Source organism: Peptococcus niger (genome assembly GCF_900101835.1).
Classification (GTDB): domain Bacteria; phylum Bacillota; class Peptococcia; order Peptococcales; family Peptococcaceae; genus Peptococcus; species Peptococcus niger.
Window position 1 is genome coordinate 108,536 of sequence record NZ_FNAF01000003.1, and the last position, 15,932, is coordinate 124,467.

10 protein-coding genes are annotated in these 15,932 nt (G+C 56.3%); 4 read left to right on the top strand and 6 right to left on the bottom strand.

Going from position 1 to position 15,932, the window contains the following annotated elements:
* Position 1: 1 nt before the first annotated feature.
* The 3 genes from BLQ16_RS03305 to BLQ16_RS03315 form a co-directional block, all read right to left on the bottom strand.
* Positions 2-2,191 (bottom strand): DNA topoisomerase III, encoded by a 2,190-nt coding sequence (locus tag BLQ16_RS03305; RefSeq protein WP_091791328.1) that lies wholly within the window; start codon positions 2,189-2,191, stop codon positions 2-4.
* Positions 2,192-2,281: 90 nt separating this feature from the next.
* Positions 2,282-2,749, bottom strand: a complete 468-nt coding sequence (locus BLQ16_RS03310; protein ID WP_091791329.1) for a pyridoxamine 5'-phosphate oxidase family protein — start codon at positions 2,747-2,749, stop codon at positions 2,282-2,284.
* 154 nt (positions 2,750-2,903) lie between these two features.
* A complete protein-coding gene (locus tag BLQ16_RS03315) occupies positions 2,904-4,226 on the bottom strand; it encodes a CHAD domain-containing protein (RefSeq protein ID WP_091791330.1) in 1,323 nt (440 codons plus the stop codon).
* A 94-nt stretch (positions 4,227-4,320) separates the two neighbouring features.
* Here BLQ16_RS03315 and BLQ16_RS03320 point away from each other — a divergent pair, with 94 nt between their 5' ends.
* The 4 genes from BLQ16_RS03320 (at position 4,321) to BLQ16_RS03335 (ending at position 12,797) form a co-directional block, all read left to right on the top strand.
* Complete coding sequence (locus BLQ16_RS03320) at positions 4,321-5,571, top strand: M18 family aminopeptidase (protein ID WP_159427967.1); 1,251 nt, start codon at positions 4,321-4,323, stop codon at positions 5,569-5,571.
* An 87-nt stretch (positions 5,572-5,658) separates the two neighbouring features.
* Positions 5,659-10,479, top strand: coding sequence for an HD domain-containing protein (locus BLQ16_RS03325; protein WP_091791332.1), 4,821 nt, complete (start codon positions 5,659-5,661; stop codon positions 10,477-10,479).
* Positions 10,480-10,491: 12 nt separating this feature from the next.
* The gene (locus tag BLQ16_RS03330; protein WP_091791333.1) at positions 10,492-11,748 is read left to right on the top strand and encodes a lactate/malate family dehydrogenase; all 1,257 of its coding nucleotides are present in this window, start codon (positions 10,492-10,494) and stop codon (positions 11,746-11,748) included.
* Complete coding sequence (locus BLQ16_RS03335) at positions 11,745-12,797, top strand: NAD(P)H-dependent oxidoreductase (protein WP_091791334.1); 1,053 nt, start codon at positions 11,745-11,747, stop codon at positions 12,795-12,797. The genes BLQ16_RS03330 and BLQ16_RS03335 overlap by 4 nt, the downstream gene beginning before the upstream one ends.
* A 106-nt stretch (positions 12,798-12,903) precedes the next feature.
* Here BLQ16_RS03335 and BLQ16_RS03340 read toward each other — a convergent pair whose 3' ends face one another.
* The 3 genes from BLQ16_RS03340 to BLQ16_RS03350 are packed head-to-tail and all read right to left on the bottom strand — an operon-like array spanning position 12,904 to position 15,834.
* A complete protein-coding gene (locus tag BLQ16_RS03340; RefSeq protein WP_091791335.1) occupies positions 12,904-13,623 on the bottom strand; it encodes a LutC/YkgG family protein in 720 nt (239 codons plus the stop codon).
* 3 nt (positions 13,624-13,626) lie between these two features.
* On the bottom strand, positions 13,627-15,060 hold the full coding sequence (locus BLQ16_RS03345) for a LutB/LldF family L-lactate oxidation iron-sulfur protein (protein ID WP_091791336.1): 1,434 nt from the start codon (positions 15,058-15,060) through the stop codon (positions 13,627-13,629).
* A 36-nt stretch (positions 15,061-15,096) separates the two neighbouring features.
* Positions 15,097-15,834 carry a (Fe-S)-binding protein gene (locus BLQ16_RS03350; protein WP_091791337.1) on the bottom strand — a complete coding sequence of 246 codons (738 nt, stop codon included), beginning with the start codon at positions 15,832-15,834 and terminating at the stop codon, positions 15,097-15,099.
* Positions 15,835-15,932: the final 98 nt, after the last annotated feature.

Consider the following 15,932-nt stretch of genomic DNA (forward strand, 5'->3'; position numbering starts at 1 on the left):
TTTATTGGTCTTTTTTATTTTTCAAGGCGGCGGCCCAGGCATCGGCAAAGGCATTGGCGCCGATGTCCTTTTCCTTGGCCTGCTTTTTCTGGTAGGCGGCCACGTCTCGGCGGCTGCTTTTTTTGCCGCCCTTGTGCTTGTCGTTAAAGCGGTCAAAGGGTTCCCGGAAGCCGCAATGGTTACAGGCGTAGAGCTTTTTATCGTCCTTATGGATGATCACCAGTTGGTGGCGGCATTGGGGGCAGCGGGCGCCGGTGGTTTGGCTGACCGTTTCCCGGTAGCCGCAAGTCGGGTCGGGGCAGACCCGCATTTTGCCCCGCTTGCCGTCCACGGCCAGGAGGAGCTTGCCGCAGTGGGGGCAGGGGAGGTTGGTTTCATTGTCGTGCTTAAAAATGGCGTCGCTGTTTTTGACGGCCTGGACCAGGTCGCCGGCAAAGCGTCGCATGTCTGCATCAAAGGCGGCGGCATCGTCCTGGCCCTGGGCAATGGCGGCCAGGCGCTCTTCCCATTGGGCGGTCAGGAGGGGGGACCGCAAGGGTTCAGGGACAAGGTCAATCACTTGCCGGCCCTTGGCGGTGGGGACCAGGCTCTTGCCGTCTTTTGTGATGTAAAAATTGCGGAAGAGTTTTTCAATAATATCGGCGCGGGTGGCAGGTGTACCGATGCCACCGCTTTCCTTCAAAATTTTATTGGCCCGGGCATCGTCCACAAAGGCCTGGGGATTTTCCATGGCCGCCAAGAGGGTGCCCTCACTGAACCGGTGGGGGGCCCGGGTGCGGCGTTCGTTGTTTTTGAAACTGAGATTTTTTAACGGGCTGCCAACCTGGAGGTCCGGCAGGGTTTGTGCGGTGTCGGTGTCATCGTCTGTTTCCTCCAGGGCCGATTCATCCTGGGCCACGCTGCGCCAGCCGGCCTTGACGGTCACTTCCCCGCGGGCAGTAAAGCGTTCGCTGGCAATGTCCGCTTCCAGGCTGGTGTCCCGGACTTCGGCCGGCCCTAAGAAGGCGCCCAGAAAGCGTTCCACAATCAGGCTGTAGATAAACTGTTCATCGTGGTTGAGCTGGGCGGAACCGGGCCGGATTTCCGTAGGCAGGAGGGCATGGTGGTCGCTGACCTTGGCCGGGTTGTAGAAGGCGGCGGGCAGCTTGGCCTGGCCTTGGTTGATGCGGCGGACCGTATCGCCATAAGCGCTGCTTTTCAGGGCGGCCAGGCGGTCCGGCATGGTGGCCGCCAGGTCATCGGTCAGGTAGCGGCTGTCGGTGCGCGGATAGGTGACGAGCTTGTGGACTTCATATAGGCGCTGCAGGTGGCGGAGGGTGTCTTTGGCGCTCATGCCGACGCGGGCATTGGCATCCCGTTGCAGGGTGGTCAGGTCGTAGAGGAGGGGCGGGTTGATCCGCCGCGTTTTCTGTTTAAGGTCGGTGACGCGGCCGTCTTGCCCGCGGAGTTTGTTCAAGAGCTGGGCGGTTTTATCCGCATTGAAAAGGCGGTTGCCGTCCTTGCCCTGCCATTCCCAGCGGACCCCTTGCCCTTCGGCGGTGATGACGCTGTAGGGCTTGCTTTTAAAGCGGGCAATGGCGTCTTCCCGGGCGACAATCATGGCCAGGGTCGGCGTTTGCACCCGGCCGGCGGACAGCTGGGCGTTAAATCGGGTGGTCAAGGCGCGGGTGATGTTCAACCCCACCAGCCAATCGGCTTCTGCCCGGGCAAGGGCTGAGGCGGCCAGGGGGTCAAATTTGGCGGACGGCTGCAGGTGGGCCATGCCGTCACGAATGGCCTTATCCGTTTGGGCGGAAATCCACAGGCGGTAGGTGGGCTTCTTGGCGCCGGCCTTGTCAATGATCCAGCGGGCCACCAATTCCCCTTCCCGGCCGGCATCGGTGGCGATGATGATCCGGTCCACGTCTTTGCGCAAGAGTTGTTTTTTGACGGCGGAAAATTGCTTGCGGGCGCCGGGTAAAATCACGGTTTTCATTTGCTTGGGCATAATGGGCAGGGCATTCAACCGCCACTTGCTGTAGCTGTCGTCGTATTTTTCCGGGTCAGCCAGGCCGACCAGGTGGCCCAAGGCCCAGGTAACGATGTAATTCGGCCCTTCAATATAGCCGTCATGGCGGTCGCGGGCGCCTAAATGACGGGCCAAATCGCGGCCGACGGACGGCTTCTCGGCGAGTATAACGGTTTTGGACATATTTTCCTCCTAAAAAAGCCCTGCTGATGCGGAAAAGGCCGACCAGCAGGGTGTATCGACAGGGTGACTTATGCTATGATGACGGTAGCCTTATTTGTCGCGGTTGGCCTTGCCGCTGGCGGTCTCAATGTCAAAACGGATGATGGCCGTGCGGGCCAGGCCTTCGGCAAGGACTGAATCCCGGCGCGGTTGATCCGGAGCATGGCGGTCGCAGAGGGCGGTCAAGGCTTGGCGCCGCTCGTCATCGTCTTGGACCAGGTGAAGGCGGCCTTCGAGCATCAGCGAATCGTAGTGGGTTACAAAAATGGGCGGGACGATTTCTTCTTGCAGTACGATGACGAAGTGGGCCCGCTCATGGGCGGTCAGCGCCCTTATCTTCCGGCCGGTTTTCGCCGCGTGAAAGTAGAGGGCTTGGCGGTCCGGATGGTAGACATAGTTTAAGGGGACGCCGTAGGGCAAGCCCTCGGCATCAATTAAGGAGAGGATGCCGTAATGGCCCTGGGGCAAGCGACGGCGGATTTCTTCTTCTGAATAGGTTGGTCGGCTGTAAGTGGCCATGGCAAACCTCCACAGGTGGTTAGGAAAGGATTCTTATGGTTGAATTTATTTATGGATTGGCAATGGTTTTTTGGCTCGTCGCCTTGGTCCTCATGGGGCTCATTACTTATCGACTTGTGCGCCTCTTTATACAGGCAAGGCGGGGGCGCAAGCCTTAGGGGCACTGGGCCAGGGCCTTTAAGAGGTCTTGGGTCTTGGCATAGGCCTCTTCCCGCATTTGTTCCTGGTGATCATCGTAGACGTGCATGGCGCGCTCCAAGTGAGGGTCTGTGATGGCGCCTTGCTCGGCGATCATATCGTGCAGGACGGCGCTGTTGAAGAAGGTATCGGTGTAGTCGCCGATGGTTTTTTGCAGGCGGGTCAGGAGCCGGTAGCGCTGTGCGCTGTCGTAATGGGCCATGCAGGCCAGTCGTTCGTAGAGGTAGCGGTGGTGCTTGATTTTGACGCGCAGGCGGTGAAGCTTGCGGTGGTTGCGCTCGCCAATCAGCTGCTTGGCCTGACGGCGTAATTTTTTAAAACGCTTGGGCATTTGCTTTTCGGCAAATCGGGAAAAAAGACGGTTGTCATCCATGGTGGCCAAGGCTTCCATGGCCATGGCATAGGCCTCGGCATAAGCCCGGTCGCTGTCGGCCTGGGAAAAACGCATGTCCAGGGCGAGGGCTTCCGCATTGCGTTCGGCCTGGACCGGTGAGACAATCGGCGCCAATTCCCAGAGCTTTGCCTCATGGATGGTGGAGAGGATGACGTCCGTTTCCCGCAAGTGGGAGAGCTCTTCTAAGAGCTTGCTGTAGGATTTTTGGGCCTTGCGGTAGATGGCTTTATCGGCAAAGGGCCTGATGAGGGCTAGGTAACTTTTCTGTCGGCGCAAGGCGACGCGCAGGTTGTGGATGGCTTCTTCGCTTTCCACATCGGTCAGCACCCGGTCTTTTTCTTTCAAAATATCCTTCTGGCTGTCCAGTAAGATTTCATGCATGGCAACCGGCAGGGGCAGGTCGACCGGGCCCAGGCGGGAGAGTTCTTTGAGGCGAATGGTGGTCATGCGGACCGCGTCGTAAGGATTTTCAGGATCCAGGAGCAGGACGGCAGATTCGCCTTTTTTAAAGTGGTCCCGCCGCCGGGCCAAATTTTCCAGCCAAATGGAAAGATGGGGCTCATGGCCGATGATGACCAGGGTGGCTTCTTTGGGCAGGGTTTTTAAGGCGGCCACCAAGGCGGCTTCATTGCCATCAGCAATGAAGTCCCGGGCTTCAATGGTTTGACCGGGCATGTAACGGATGAGGATTTCTGCCGTTTCACGGCTGCGGGCCAAGGGGGAATGCCAGATGTGGCATTGGTTGGTGTGGCGGAGGTAGCGGGCCAGGTAGGGCAATTCTTCGTTTAGCGCCAGGCGGCCGTCCAAACTCAGCGACCGGTCAGCATTGCTGGGGGCTTCATCCGGACCGACGGCTTTGCCGTGGCGCATTAAAATTAAACGCATGACGACTCCTTTCGTATCGGAGGGATAAGTTAATTAAAATATACCGTGAACAAGCTTTTTTTTCAAGCGTAAGGACAGGGAAAGGATGGTTGCAGTGAGCCATATCGCATCTTGCACAGATTTGTTCGACTTTATCCGGCGGTCGCCTACGGCGCGGCACTTGGCCCGGTCTGTTGCCGGGCAGTTGGAAGAAGGGGGCTTCAAGGAAGTGGTGACCGGGCCCTTGGCTGCGGAAAAAGCAGGCTTTATCTGTGACCAGGGCTTTATTTGCGCCTGGCGTGGCGGCAGGAAACCGGGCTTTCAGCTGGTGGCGGCGCATAGCGACGCGCCGGCGTTGCGGTTGAAGGACCGGGCCGACTTGGGCGGCGTCGGCCTACATCGCTTGAACGTGGCGCCTTATGGCGGTGCCATCTGGTCCTCGTGGATGGATCGGCCGCTGCGGGCGGCCGGGGCGGTGTTTCTGCCCGGTGAAGATATCTTTCACCCCCGCTGCCTTTTGGTAGACAGTGGGCAGGCGGTGTGCACCACGGCCAACTTGTGCATTCACATGCACCAGGAACTGCGCACCGGCTATGAATTCCACTTGCAGAAAGACCTCCAGCCCTTGGCGGCTGCAAACAGTGAAACCGACTTGATCGATGAGCTCCTGGCGCATTGGGGCTTGGCAAAGGACCAGGTTTTGGGCTATGAACTGGAGCTCTTGCCGGCTGAAGAAGGGCAATTTGTCGGTCTGGATAAGGCCTTGATGAGCGCCCCTCGCTTGGACAATGCCGCCATGGCCTATGCCGGCATGCAGGCCTTTTTAGCTGCGGCGCCGACCGATAAAACCCAAGTCCTGGTCATCTTTGACCATGAAGAGGTTGGCAGCGGGTCTGCCACCGGTGCGGGTGCCCTGCGGCTGCGCGATATTTTAAAGGAATGGCACGAGGCCCACTTCCAGACTTCCTGGCGGGAAGCGGTAGCCGCTTCTTTTATGGTCTCTGCCGACCAGGCCCACGGCTATCACCCCAATTATCCGGATAAAATGGACCCGACCAATGCGCCGATGCTGAACGCCGGTCCGGTGATCAAATGCGCAGCCAACCAGAGCTACGCCACCGATGGCGCCAGCGCAGCGGTTTTCGAACAGGTCTGCCGGTCGGTTGACCTGCCGGTGCAGCGCTTTTACCTGCACTCAGACTTGCGCGGCGGCGCCACCTTAGGGCCCATTCTTGCCCAAAGCCTGCCCATGCCGGTGGTGGACGTGGGCAATGCCCTCCTGGCCATGCACGCCCCCCGGGAAGTGGGCGGTTGTCAAGACCAGGTCTGGATGCAAGAGGCACTGCAGGCCTTCTACGAACAATAGGGGCGATAAATTCTTTTGCAAGGATGGCGAAAATCCCTTGCAGAGCGGGTATAATATAAGCAATAAGGTCAAAAAGGAGGACCGCCCATGCGCTCTTTTAACGAACAATTACAACATTTATTTGGCGATGCCCATCTGGCCAAGAGCCTGGGCATCGAGACGGAGCGGCTGCAGCGGATAGCGGAGGACGCCCGGTGGGCCTCGGAAGCGGCAGGGCTCCTGGACCAGACGCCCATTCCCGCTAAAGCCGTGGTCCAGCTGGCCGGTGATTTTCTTACAGCGGTAGACCTTGCCCTGCCTGAGGATTGGCCCCAGGCGGTTTACGATATTGCCTCCGGCGCCCTGTTTGACAACCGGGGTGAGGGGATGTATTCAGAGCGCCTTCGGGCTGCCGCCTTTTTCAGCTTGGACCTGCTGGGCCTTTTCCTGAGCACCCACCGCCGGCTGAACGGTTTGGACAAGCGGCTGGATTTTATGCCCTTGACGCCGCAAGAGATTACCGCCAGCCCCCACGCCAAAGAATTTTCCCGCCTGCAAAATATTTGGGAAGTGGATTATATTGATGAAATCCTGCGCCTGGGGCGGGAGCTCTTTTACTTTGACTTGTTGGCCCACATCGTTGGCGTTCAACGGGTGGCCCTGACCGTTGGCCTCCAGCTGAAGGAAGCCGGAGTCCCGGTGGACGTGGTCCTCCTGTCCGGGGCGGCCATGGTGCATGACATTGGCAAATTCGGCCCGAAAAACGAGGAAGAAATCAAGCGGATGGCCTACCTCCACTATTACTATACGGAGCAATGGTGCAACCGCCAAGGCTTGGTGGCCATCGGGCACATTGCTACCAACCACTCCACCTGGGATTTGGAACTGGAAAACTTGGCCGTTGAATCCATGCTCTTGATTTACGGAGACTTTCGCAGCAAGGCCCAGGAAGGGCCCCGCGGTGCCCATGAAGTGATGATGATCTACAGCCTGGATGACGCCTTCCAAGTGATTTTAAACAAGCTGGACAATGTGGATGCCGCCAAACGCCAGCGCTACCAACGGGTCTACAACCGCCTGTCGGATTTTGAGGCCTTTATGACCGGCTACGGCGTTGACGTCAGCCTGGGCGAACGGCGGCCCCCACAGCGACGGCCGGCCTGGGTGGGCATGCTCGATGCAGAAGCCACACCGCGTATTTTTAAAGATTTGACCTTCCGGCATAACATCGAAATCATGCACATGCTTGGCAAGCCGGCCTACCTGCGCGGCATGCTGGAAGCCTTGCGGGCGGAAGACAATGCGGTCACGGTACGCGCCAACCTTACCGTTTTTGATGAATACATGACCTATATGACGCGGCCGCAAAAGGAACTGATTTTTAATTATCTCCTGGAAATGCTCATTCATCCGGAAGGGGATATCCGTCGTCAGGCGGCGGACCTCATCGGCAATCTCATTGCCGGCTTTGATGAGCGGTATAGCAAGTGGCTGCCGGATGGGACCGTTCGCGAGCGGCAGGGGCGGACGGCCTTGTCCCTCTGGCAGCAAGTCCTGGTGCGGGTCTTTTCGCCGGACCATAAATTAGGTGATCGTTACCGCCGCTTCCAAGGCTATGCCTTTCACCAAATTTTGGATAGCCTGCTGACCGGTTTGCCGGCAGAAGATAAAGAACAATTTTTAACCCAGCTGCTCCATTACTACCGGAATACAGACTGTGATGATTTGAGCGCCTTTATCCTCCTGGACGCCTTATCCGAGGTGCCCATGCAGGCGGTCAGCGAGCGGGAGGCGCATATGCTCCTGCGTTCAGCGGAAGCCTGGGCCCCACGGGACAATGTGGAAGTGCGGCTGGCCATTTTGCAGTTCTTTGAAAAATTTATCACTGAAAGCCGTCTGCCGGCCAAGGCCATTATCCCCTATTGGCAGCGCATCCGGGCCTTGGACTTGACCTGGCCCGGGGAGACCTACCAGCAGGCGCATATTGACGCCCTCCTGGCAGGGGGGATTTGCCGGTTGCCGAAATTGCGCAGTTCGGAAGTTTTCCTGGAAAATCTCAAGTCCTCCACCCCCTGGCAGGTGAAGCGGGTCAACATCCGGCGGCTATCGGATGCGCTGGTGGATGACCCGGGCATGAACCATCTCCACGTGGCCCTTCATTTTTCCAATTTACTCAAAGTGAGTGAACAGATCAATGTGCGCCATGAGGCGGGGAATATGTTGGTCAATATTGCCGCCCACTTGAGCGAAGAAGAAGTGAATGAAGTGGCGGTGGAGCTGTGTCGCGGGCTGGAAATGGATTCCTTTGAATTCACCAAATATATCCCTGAATACCTGGCCCGGTTGTGCAATAATTTGCCCACCCGGGAATACGATGAAATCCTTGTGACCCTGGCCAACCTGGTCGATGCCAAAAATGAAACCACCGCCCAGCTGGCCATGGATACCCTGGCCCATATGGTGGCCGTTTTTGAAAGCCGTGACCGAGAGGAAAGGGCCGATGAACGCCGCCGCCACCTGTCGCGCCTGGTGGGACTATTAATGAAGGGCTTGGCCAGCTACCACGATACGGTTAAGCTGGAAACCTTAGGCGCCTTGGGCCGGTCCATCTTTGGCAACCGACAGCTGTCGCTGGCTTATCGCCGGGATATTTTTGATGTGGCCTACAAACGCCTGCTGATGCTGGTGGTCAATGAGGAAGAGGCAGGGGAGCTGGACTTCTACGCGCGCTGCGCCCTCCTGAACCACCTTTACCGCTTCCTGAGCGATTACTTCCTGGGCGGGGATCCCTGGCATTTGTATGAAAATAAAAAGGTGGCCTTTTTTCCGGGGACCTTTGACCCCTTTACCCTGGGGCATAAGGCCATCGTGCAAAACATCCGGGATGCCGGCTTTGAAGTCTACCTAGGCCTGGATGAATTCAGCTGGAGCAAGAATACCCAGCCAACGCAGATCCGCCGGGCCATCGTAAAAATGAGCGTGGCGGAGGAGGAAAATGTTTTCCTTTTCCCGCCCATCTTTCCGGTGAACATTGCCAGTGCGGAAGACCTGGCCCGCCTGGCGGAGGTCTTTAACAACAAGGACCTTTACCTGGTGGTCGGCAGCGATGTTTTGGCCAATGCCTCTGCCTATCGGCAGCCGCGCGACAGCTATTCGGTGCATCAGTTCAACCACATCATTGTGCGCCGGGCGGAAGATGGCATGAGTTCCGAGGCCAAAGCCGAGGCCCTGGCCCGCCTAGATGGTGATGTGATTGAAATCGCCCTGCCGGAAATCCCGGATGGCGTTTCTTCTACGGCCATTCGCAAAAACATCGAGAAAAACCGGGATATTTCCCACTTGATTGACACCATGGCCCAGAATTTTATCTACACCCACAACCTTTACTTAGGGGAGCGGAAGACCAAGGCGGTCAAGGCCGACAGGCCGTACACGACCACCTTGGTGGCGGCCCAGGAAGGCGGCTTCTGGCGCGATTTAGAGGCTTTTCTGGAGCAGGATTCAGCGGAAGACCAAGCCCTCTCCTTTTTGACCGGTGAATTGCCGCAGAACAGCCGCCTGGTGGCCATCCGCCGTGATGGTCACCTGGAGAGCACGGCGATGGTGCAGACCGTATCCTCCCGTGACCTCTATGACGTTATTGGCAGACGGGACATTTGCCACTACCTGCGAGAAAAAGGCGCCAGCCATATGGCCTTTATCTCCCACCTGGTCTTTTCCGATAAGGCCATGGACGGCGGCCAGCGCGCCTTGACCGATGCCCTCTTATGGGCCATTGAACAGACGGCGACGGTGGCCGTGTACATGGGCCAGGGCGAGCAGGAAAAGAAACGGCTTCGCGGGCTTTTGATGCGGCACGGATTTCAGCTGCTGACGGAAGCCTTTGCGGATGACGGATCTGATAGCTGGTATGCCATCGTAAACATGCGCATGCCCCTCCTGCTGTCCAACAATGTAGGCACCTTGCTGAAAGAGCCCTATGCTCACCTGCCCTCGGTGGCCCGGGTTCTATTTGATACCCACCACCGCTTGATGCAGGCCATGACCGCCTTTTATCCCGGTGAACTGGTGCTGTCCTATGAAAGCGCTGTCTTGGAAGCGGAATTGGCCCGCCTCATCAGTTCCGAAAACGGGGTCCCGCCGGTACAAGGTCAAGTGCGCACCCTAGGGGACTACATGTGCGTGCCTTTCGGACACTTGCTGCGGCGGTCAGTGGTGGCCAATACGGTTACCCGGCCCTTTTTTATCCAGCGGCTCTACCCCGGTGATATGCGCCAACTGGACATTGCCCCCCTGCCCTATCACAGTGATTTAAAAACGCAGGCGCAAGTGCTCTATGCCTTCCATCGTGGCGTTATTTTAAGCGATGAAGTGATTAACCGTGGCCGGACCCTGGAGCTGGTGCTCCCGCTTTTGGCCGCGGAAAAAGTACCGATCAAGAGCATGGTCAGCGGCATCATCACCGGCAGCGGGCGAGATTTACTGGAAGACCTGGACCTGCCTTACCGGGCCTTGCACTATTTGCCGAATGTCCGTTATTGGATTGTTGACAGCAAGGGCTACCCCTTTATTGACGGTTATTCCCGGGCGGATGGTCCGGTCAGCATTTTGTCCGGCCTGGAACGGGTGACAAACCCGGTCCTGCCCTTTGCCGCCTCGCCCCTTTTCCGTGATGCCGATGCAAATGCAACTTGGCAGTATTCGGAAGCCAGCCTGCGTAATGCCCTGGCCATCATGCAGGTCCTGGAAGAAGCCTATCAAGCGGAAAATGAGCGGAACCTGACCCTGCGGCGGATGCCGGAAGTCTTTAACCGGCCGATGATTTCCGACCACGGCACCGGCCCGGTCTACGACATGACCCACAGCCCATCGCATTACATTGCACAGAACCTATCGCGCTTAGCTTATTTCCAAAATCTCATTCCATAAGGAGGACTTATCGTGAAAGCATACGAGTACAAAGGTTACACTATTCTTGCCGATCAAGCACCGGAGGGTGCCAAAGAAATTGCTTTTGGTAAAACCGCCCAGGCGGATACCATTTTACGGCTCTACGAAGGTGGCTACAATGATCCCAGTGCCTATATTGTCAATAGGCCTCAATTTATTGAAGCCCCCCACTTCGGGGTGGCCGGCCTGATGGATAAGGGGCAGACCCTGGACAGCCCCTTTGCCCCCTTTTCCGTATCTTTAGCGGAACATCGGATCGTTGCTGTGAACACCTCCTGGGAGGGCTGGGAATATCGGCTGAATTATCCCGGCGTGCCCTGCCGGTTGCCGGCACGGGTGCAAATCATCGGCATGGGGGATGTCGGCCATACCTGCCTCATTGCCCTGAGGCTTATGGGCAGCGACTTGATCGGTGACATCGGTATTTATGACGTATTGGAATCGGCCGCGGAGCGCTGGTCCTTTGAAATGGGCCAATGTGTTTGGTCTTTCCCGGATGAAGACCTTCCGACGGTCCACCAAATTAAACGGGAAGACTTGTTCCGGCATGTGGATATTGTCATCTTTGCTGCTGCCCGCGGGGTGCCTGCTCCGGGTGAAGAAGCAGCCGACGTACGCAAGGCGCAATATCAGCACAATGCCCCGATGGTTGCCGAATACGCTAAATTGGCCCGGGAGCAGGACTACCAAGGCATGTTCATCATGCTCTCTGACCCGGTGGAACGGTTGGCCCAGGTGGCCTGGCGCCAGTCCAACTTAAATGAAAAAGGTGAATTTGACGGCAAAGGCCTGCGCCCTGAGCAAGTGGAAGGCTACGGTTTGGGTGTGATGCACGCCCGTGCCGGCTATGTGATGCCTGAGTACATTAAAAACGGCCGCGCCTTCGGACGCCATGGTGACGGGCTCATCTTGGCCAATGACATTGCCGCCTATGACGATGCCCTGTCGCAAGAATTAAGCGCCAAAGTGGCTTCCCTGAACATGGACCTCCGCCGCCGCATCGGCTATAAGCCCTTTGTTGGTCCGGCGGTTTCCAGCGGCGCCTTGACCCTCTTGAGTCGGTTGCGGGGGACCCGGCATTACAGTGCCGTTTTCATGGATGGCGTTTATTACGGCGCCCCGCTGCGGACCCGCAACGGTTTGCCGGCCTTGGAATATCTGCCCATGGATCCGGTCTTGTGCGACCGTCTAAAAGACGGCGTGGCCAGCTTAAAAGCGGAAATTGAAGCGGATGGCGATGCCCTGTGACCCTAGCCGTTGTTGCCCCGCCGGCCGCCAAACGGAAAGACAATGAGCGGCTGGACGGGCTCTTGGCCAGGTATATGCCCCAGGATGCCATTTTGATTGAACAGGCAACGGACTTGGAGCTGGCCAGGGGGAAGAAAGTCCTCTTTGCGGTTAGCTTGGACGATGGCGGCATGAACAGCGAATTGGACGCCATGAAGCGCCGGCTGGCCCTTGAGCCGACCCTCCTGGAAGGCGCCACCGGTGCCGTTTGGGTAGATGGGCCGGGCGCCCTTTTTACCAAGAGCATTGCCCGGGAAATCGTCTTTTACACCAACCGTGCCGGCTGCGCCTTTATTCCTAAGGCCTTGATTGAAGGCACCGGTGATTTGTACAACTTTGAACTGCGCGCTGCCCTGATGAAGACCGATTTAAAAAGCGCCTACGGTTACCACCTGGCCCAACTGGTACGCCGGCTCCAGACAGACCGTCCGCCGGTCCCAGCGTCACCGGTAGAGCTCTTGGCCGTTGCCGCCACCAACCGGCTGCGCAACGCCAATACCGTCTGCTTTTGGAACTTGGTGCGGGATGCGCTGCCTGGGCAGGTCCACACCAGCTTTTTAAACCTGGGCAAGGGCAACATTGCCGATTGCCGGGGCTGTGGCTACCAGGTCTGCGTCAGTCGTGGCTGCCCGGACCGGGATCTGATGGTGGAAAGAGGGTTCTCTGAAGTGGCCAAGGCCGATGCCCTTATGATCCTGGCGCCCAACCTAAACGATGGCCTGGGACCGGACCTGGTTGCCTTTATCAACCGCCTGACCCATTCGGCCAACATAGGTCAAATTACCAGCCAATGGCTTTACGCCATTATCGTCAGCGGTTATTCGGGTAGCGACCTCTTGGCCCGGCAGCTGCTGAATGCCTTTTGCCTGAACAAAGGATTTCGCCTGCCGCCCTACTTTGCCGCCATGATCACCGCCAATCGGCCGCGCTCTATTTTAGAACGCGACGGCATTGAGCAGGTGGCAGAAACCTTCGCCCAGCAAATTGCCGCCACCCTGGCACCGGCTTAAGACATATGCAAAGACCCCGACAGATGACCTGTCGGGGTCTTTACTTATGCTGGCTAATAGAAAATAAAAAAGCCGCTCCTTTACAGAAGAGCGGCTTTCTTGGATGCTAGTCGTTTAAAATAATATAGGTGAGGTTGATCGGGCCGTGGACACCGACAACGCGGACCAATTCAATGTCCACTGTCGAGGAAGGGCCTGAAATATGGATGACGGAAGAGGGGAAGTTAGCCGGATCTTGGCGGAATTGTTCCGCCAGTTTCGCCATCGATTGGGTCATGCGCGGCACAATGCTGGAGCGGCGCACAACGGCGATGTGGGTAATCGGTAAAAGGCCTACAGACCGGCCGGAGCCGCTGCTCATCGGTTGCACCAATGTGCCTGTTTCAGCGATTGCCATGCTGGGGAAGGTCAGCCCCAGGTTGGCATCTTGAGCGTTATTGATGTTTTCTTCGCGGCTTTTGGTCGGATCCCATTGGATAAAGGATAGTCCGTCTTTACCGTCGGCTTCATCAAACTTTGCTTGAATCCCGAATTCTTCCATTTCCGGCGCTTGCGGATAAATCATTTTACCGCCGCCCCAGTCGGCAATGGATTCCATGACAACCTCTGCCAAATTATCCGGGGTGGCTTCCCGATAACGGATGGACAGGGCGTCACATTCGTTTTTAAACATGGCCAGCACTTCTTCTTGGCTGAGGTCTTGGTACATGGAAACCTGGGGGCCATCTGACAAATCCGGTGCGTCAACGTGGGTTGGAATGGTTTCGCGGCCGAGCGCCCGAGATACGTTTTTGAGGAAGACCTCTCTATTTTGTTGGGTTAACATTGCTTAGCGCCCGCCTTTCTCTTTTTGGTGTTTTTTAAACCAGTCGCGGAATTTGCGGCTCTTCATGAGTTCCATATCGCGGCTGGACGTCCAATCGCGCAAAACAGGAATATCGCGATCGTTTTTAATTTTATCGCCGGAGCTGAGAACCTTCATCACCGGTGCGGCTACCTTGGTCCCTGCATCGTATAAAAGGCTGCTGCTCAGCCCCATACCGGCGGTACGGAAAATGCCACCTTCGATTGGGCTCATGAGCTTCAGGTCTTCAACGATAATTTGCCGTTGGCGCAGGAGCATTTCGTGAAGGGGAATCTTCACCGGGCAATGGTCTGTGCAAGCCCCGCATAAGGTAGAGGCAAAGGGCAGGTACTTGGCATTTTCAAAGCCAACCATGAGCGGTGTGAGGACAGCACCCATCGGTCCTGGATAAATGGAGCCGTAACCGTGGCCGGTAATGTGCCGGTAGACAGGGCAAATGTTCAGGCAGGCGCCGCAACGAATGCAGCGCAACATTTGGCGGAATTCGCCTTTCAGGATGTTGGTTCTGCCGTTGTCGATGATAATGATGTGTTGTTCTTCCGGGCCGTCCACTTCATTGGCTTTTTTAGGACCGGTGGACAGGGAGAAGTAGGAGGTGATTTTAGCACCGACAGATGCGCGAACGAACAATTGCATAATGGCGTCCAAGCATTCAAAGTTCGGTAAAATACGCTCCATACCCATAAAGATAACCTGAGTTTTGGGTATGGCGGTGACCATACGGCCATTCCCTTCGTTGGTGACGAGGGTTGTGGTGCCGGTCTCGGCAATCCCGTAGTTACAGCCGGTTACGCCGACATCTGCTGCCAGGAATTTGTCGCGCATGTAGCGGCGGGCAAAGTGGGTCAGCTCCATGGGATCTTCAGACCCCTCATAGCCGGCATCGCCGAAGAGGTCTTTAATGATGAAGCGGTCTCTGTGCAGGGCAGGAACGACAATATGAGAGGGCGGGTTCCAGTCGTTCAACTGGAGGATCATCTCAGCCAAGTCGGTTTCATAAACGGTGACCCCATCATCGATCAGTGCGTGGTTGAGACCAATTTCCTCGGTCATCATGGATTTACTTTTCACACAGCTTTTCGCATTGACGCTGCGGAAAATTTCAATGGCCTGGTCGACGGCTTCTTTGTCGTCTTTGGCAAAGTAGACCTTTGCGCCGGCTTTTTCTGCATTCGTGGCGAATTGGTCTAAGTAGTAGTCCAGGTTGTCCAAAACATGGTCGCGGATTTTAGCCGCTTGGCTGCGAAACTCTTCCCAAGCGGGAACGCCGGCCACGATGTTGACACGTTTACCTTGGAACATATCCTGTGCCGTTTCAATGGCCTGGTGCTTAAAATCATCCGCCAAGGCGTTTTCAACGCGTTCTTTGAAGGGCTTGGAATCATAAATAATAGCCATAAGTATCCTCCTCTATGGCACCGTCAGGCAAAGGCCTTAACGGCAGTTCAACACCTCTGCAATGTGCATCACCTTGACCGGATGCGGCATCTGACCCATATCTTTCATGCGGTCCAGACGGCCGGCAATATTCATCAGGCAAGCCTGGTCGGCGCCGCAGAGGACGTCGGCACCGCTGTTGATGACATATTGTGCTTTTTCGGCAACGATTTGTTCGGAAATCTCAGCCTCTTTGACTGAGAAGGTCCCGCCGAAACCACAGCAGCGATCGGCTTTATCAAGTTCAATGTATTCTAAGCCTTTGACATTTTTCAATAAGGTTAAAGGCTGGTCAGTAATGCCTAAGAGGCGGGTGGCATGGCAACTTTTGTGGTAGGTTACCTTTTTGTTCAGGCGAGCGCCGACATCGGTGACGCCCAGGACATTGACAATAAAGTCCGTGAATTCGTAAATTTTATCGGCCATTTTAGCGGCCCGCATTTGCCAGGACGGCTCGTCTTTAAACAACTGCGGGTATTCGTGCTTCATGGCGAAGGCACAGGAGCCGGATAAACTGACAATGTATTCAGCATCTTCAAAAGCGTTAATTGTGTTTTTCATAGCGGCTTTGGAAGCTTGCACATAGCCGGAATTGATCATCGGTTGTCCGCAGCAAGCCTGCTTTTCCGGAACGACGATGTCGCAGCCGAGGCGCTCCAATACCTCAACAGCAGCAATGCCCACTTGGGGGTAGAACATGTCTACCATGCATTGCGTAAACAAATGGATTTTCATATTTACACCTTCCTCAATGTTATAGTCCCTCGTTTAAATTCAGAGTGACAGTCAAAAAAGTTATCTATAGTATAACAGGCTATGCAATGAACTGCAAA

What these genes read in the sequence shown, in the direction of transcription:
- BLQ16_RS03315 (WP_091791330.1), bottom strand. Translation starts at nt 4,226, where the DNA reads ATGCGTTTAATTTTAATGCGCCACGGCAAAGCCGTCGGTCCGGATGAA.
- BLQ16_RS03325 (WP_091791332.1), top strand. Translation starts at nt 5,659, where the DNA reads ATGCGCTCTTTTAACGAACAATTACAACATTTATTTGGCGATGCCCAT.
- BLQ16_RS03340 (WP_091791335.1), bottom strand. Translation starts at nt 13,623, where the DNA reads ATGTTAACCCAACAAAATAGAGAGGTCTTCCTCAAAAACGTATCTCGG.
- BLQ16_RS03310 (WP_091791329.1), bottom strand. Translation starts at nt 2,749, where the DNA reads ATGGCCACTTACAGCCGACCAACCTATTCAGAAGAAGAAATCCGCCGT.
- BLQ16_RS03350 (WP_091791337.1), bottom strand. Translation starts at nt 15,834, where the DNA reads ATGAAAATCCATTTGTTTACGCAATGCATGGTAGACATGTTCTACCCC.
- BLQ16_RS03345 (WP_091791336.1), bottom strand. Translation starts at nt 15,060, where the DNA reads ATGGCTATTATTTATGATTCCAAGCCCTTCAAAGAACGCGTTGAAAAC.
- BLQ16_RS03305 (WP_091791328.1), bottom strand. Translation starts at nt 2,191, where the DNA reads ATGTCCAAAACCGTTATACTCGCCGAGAAGCCGTCCGTCGGCCGCGAT.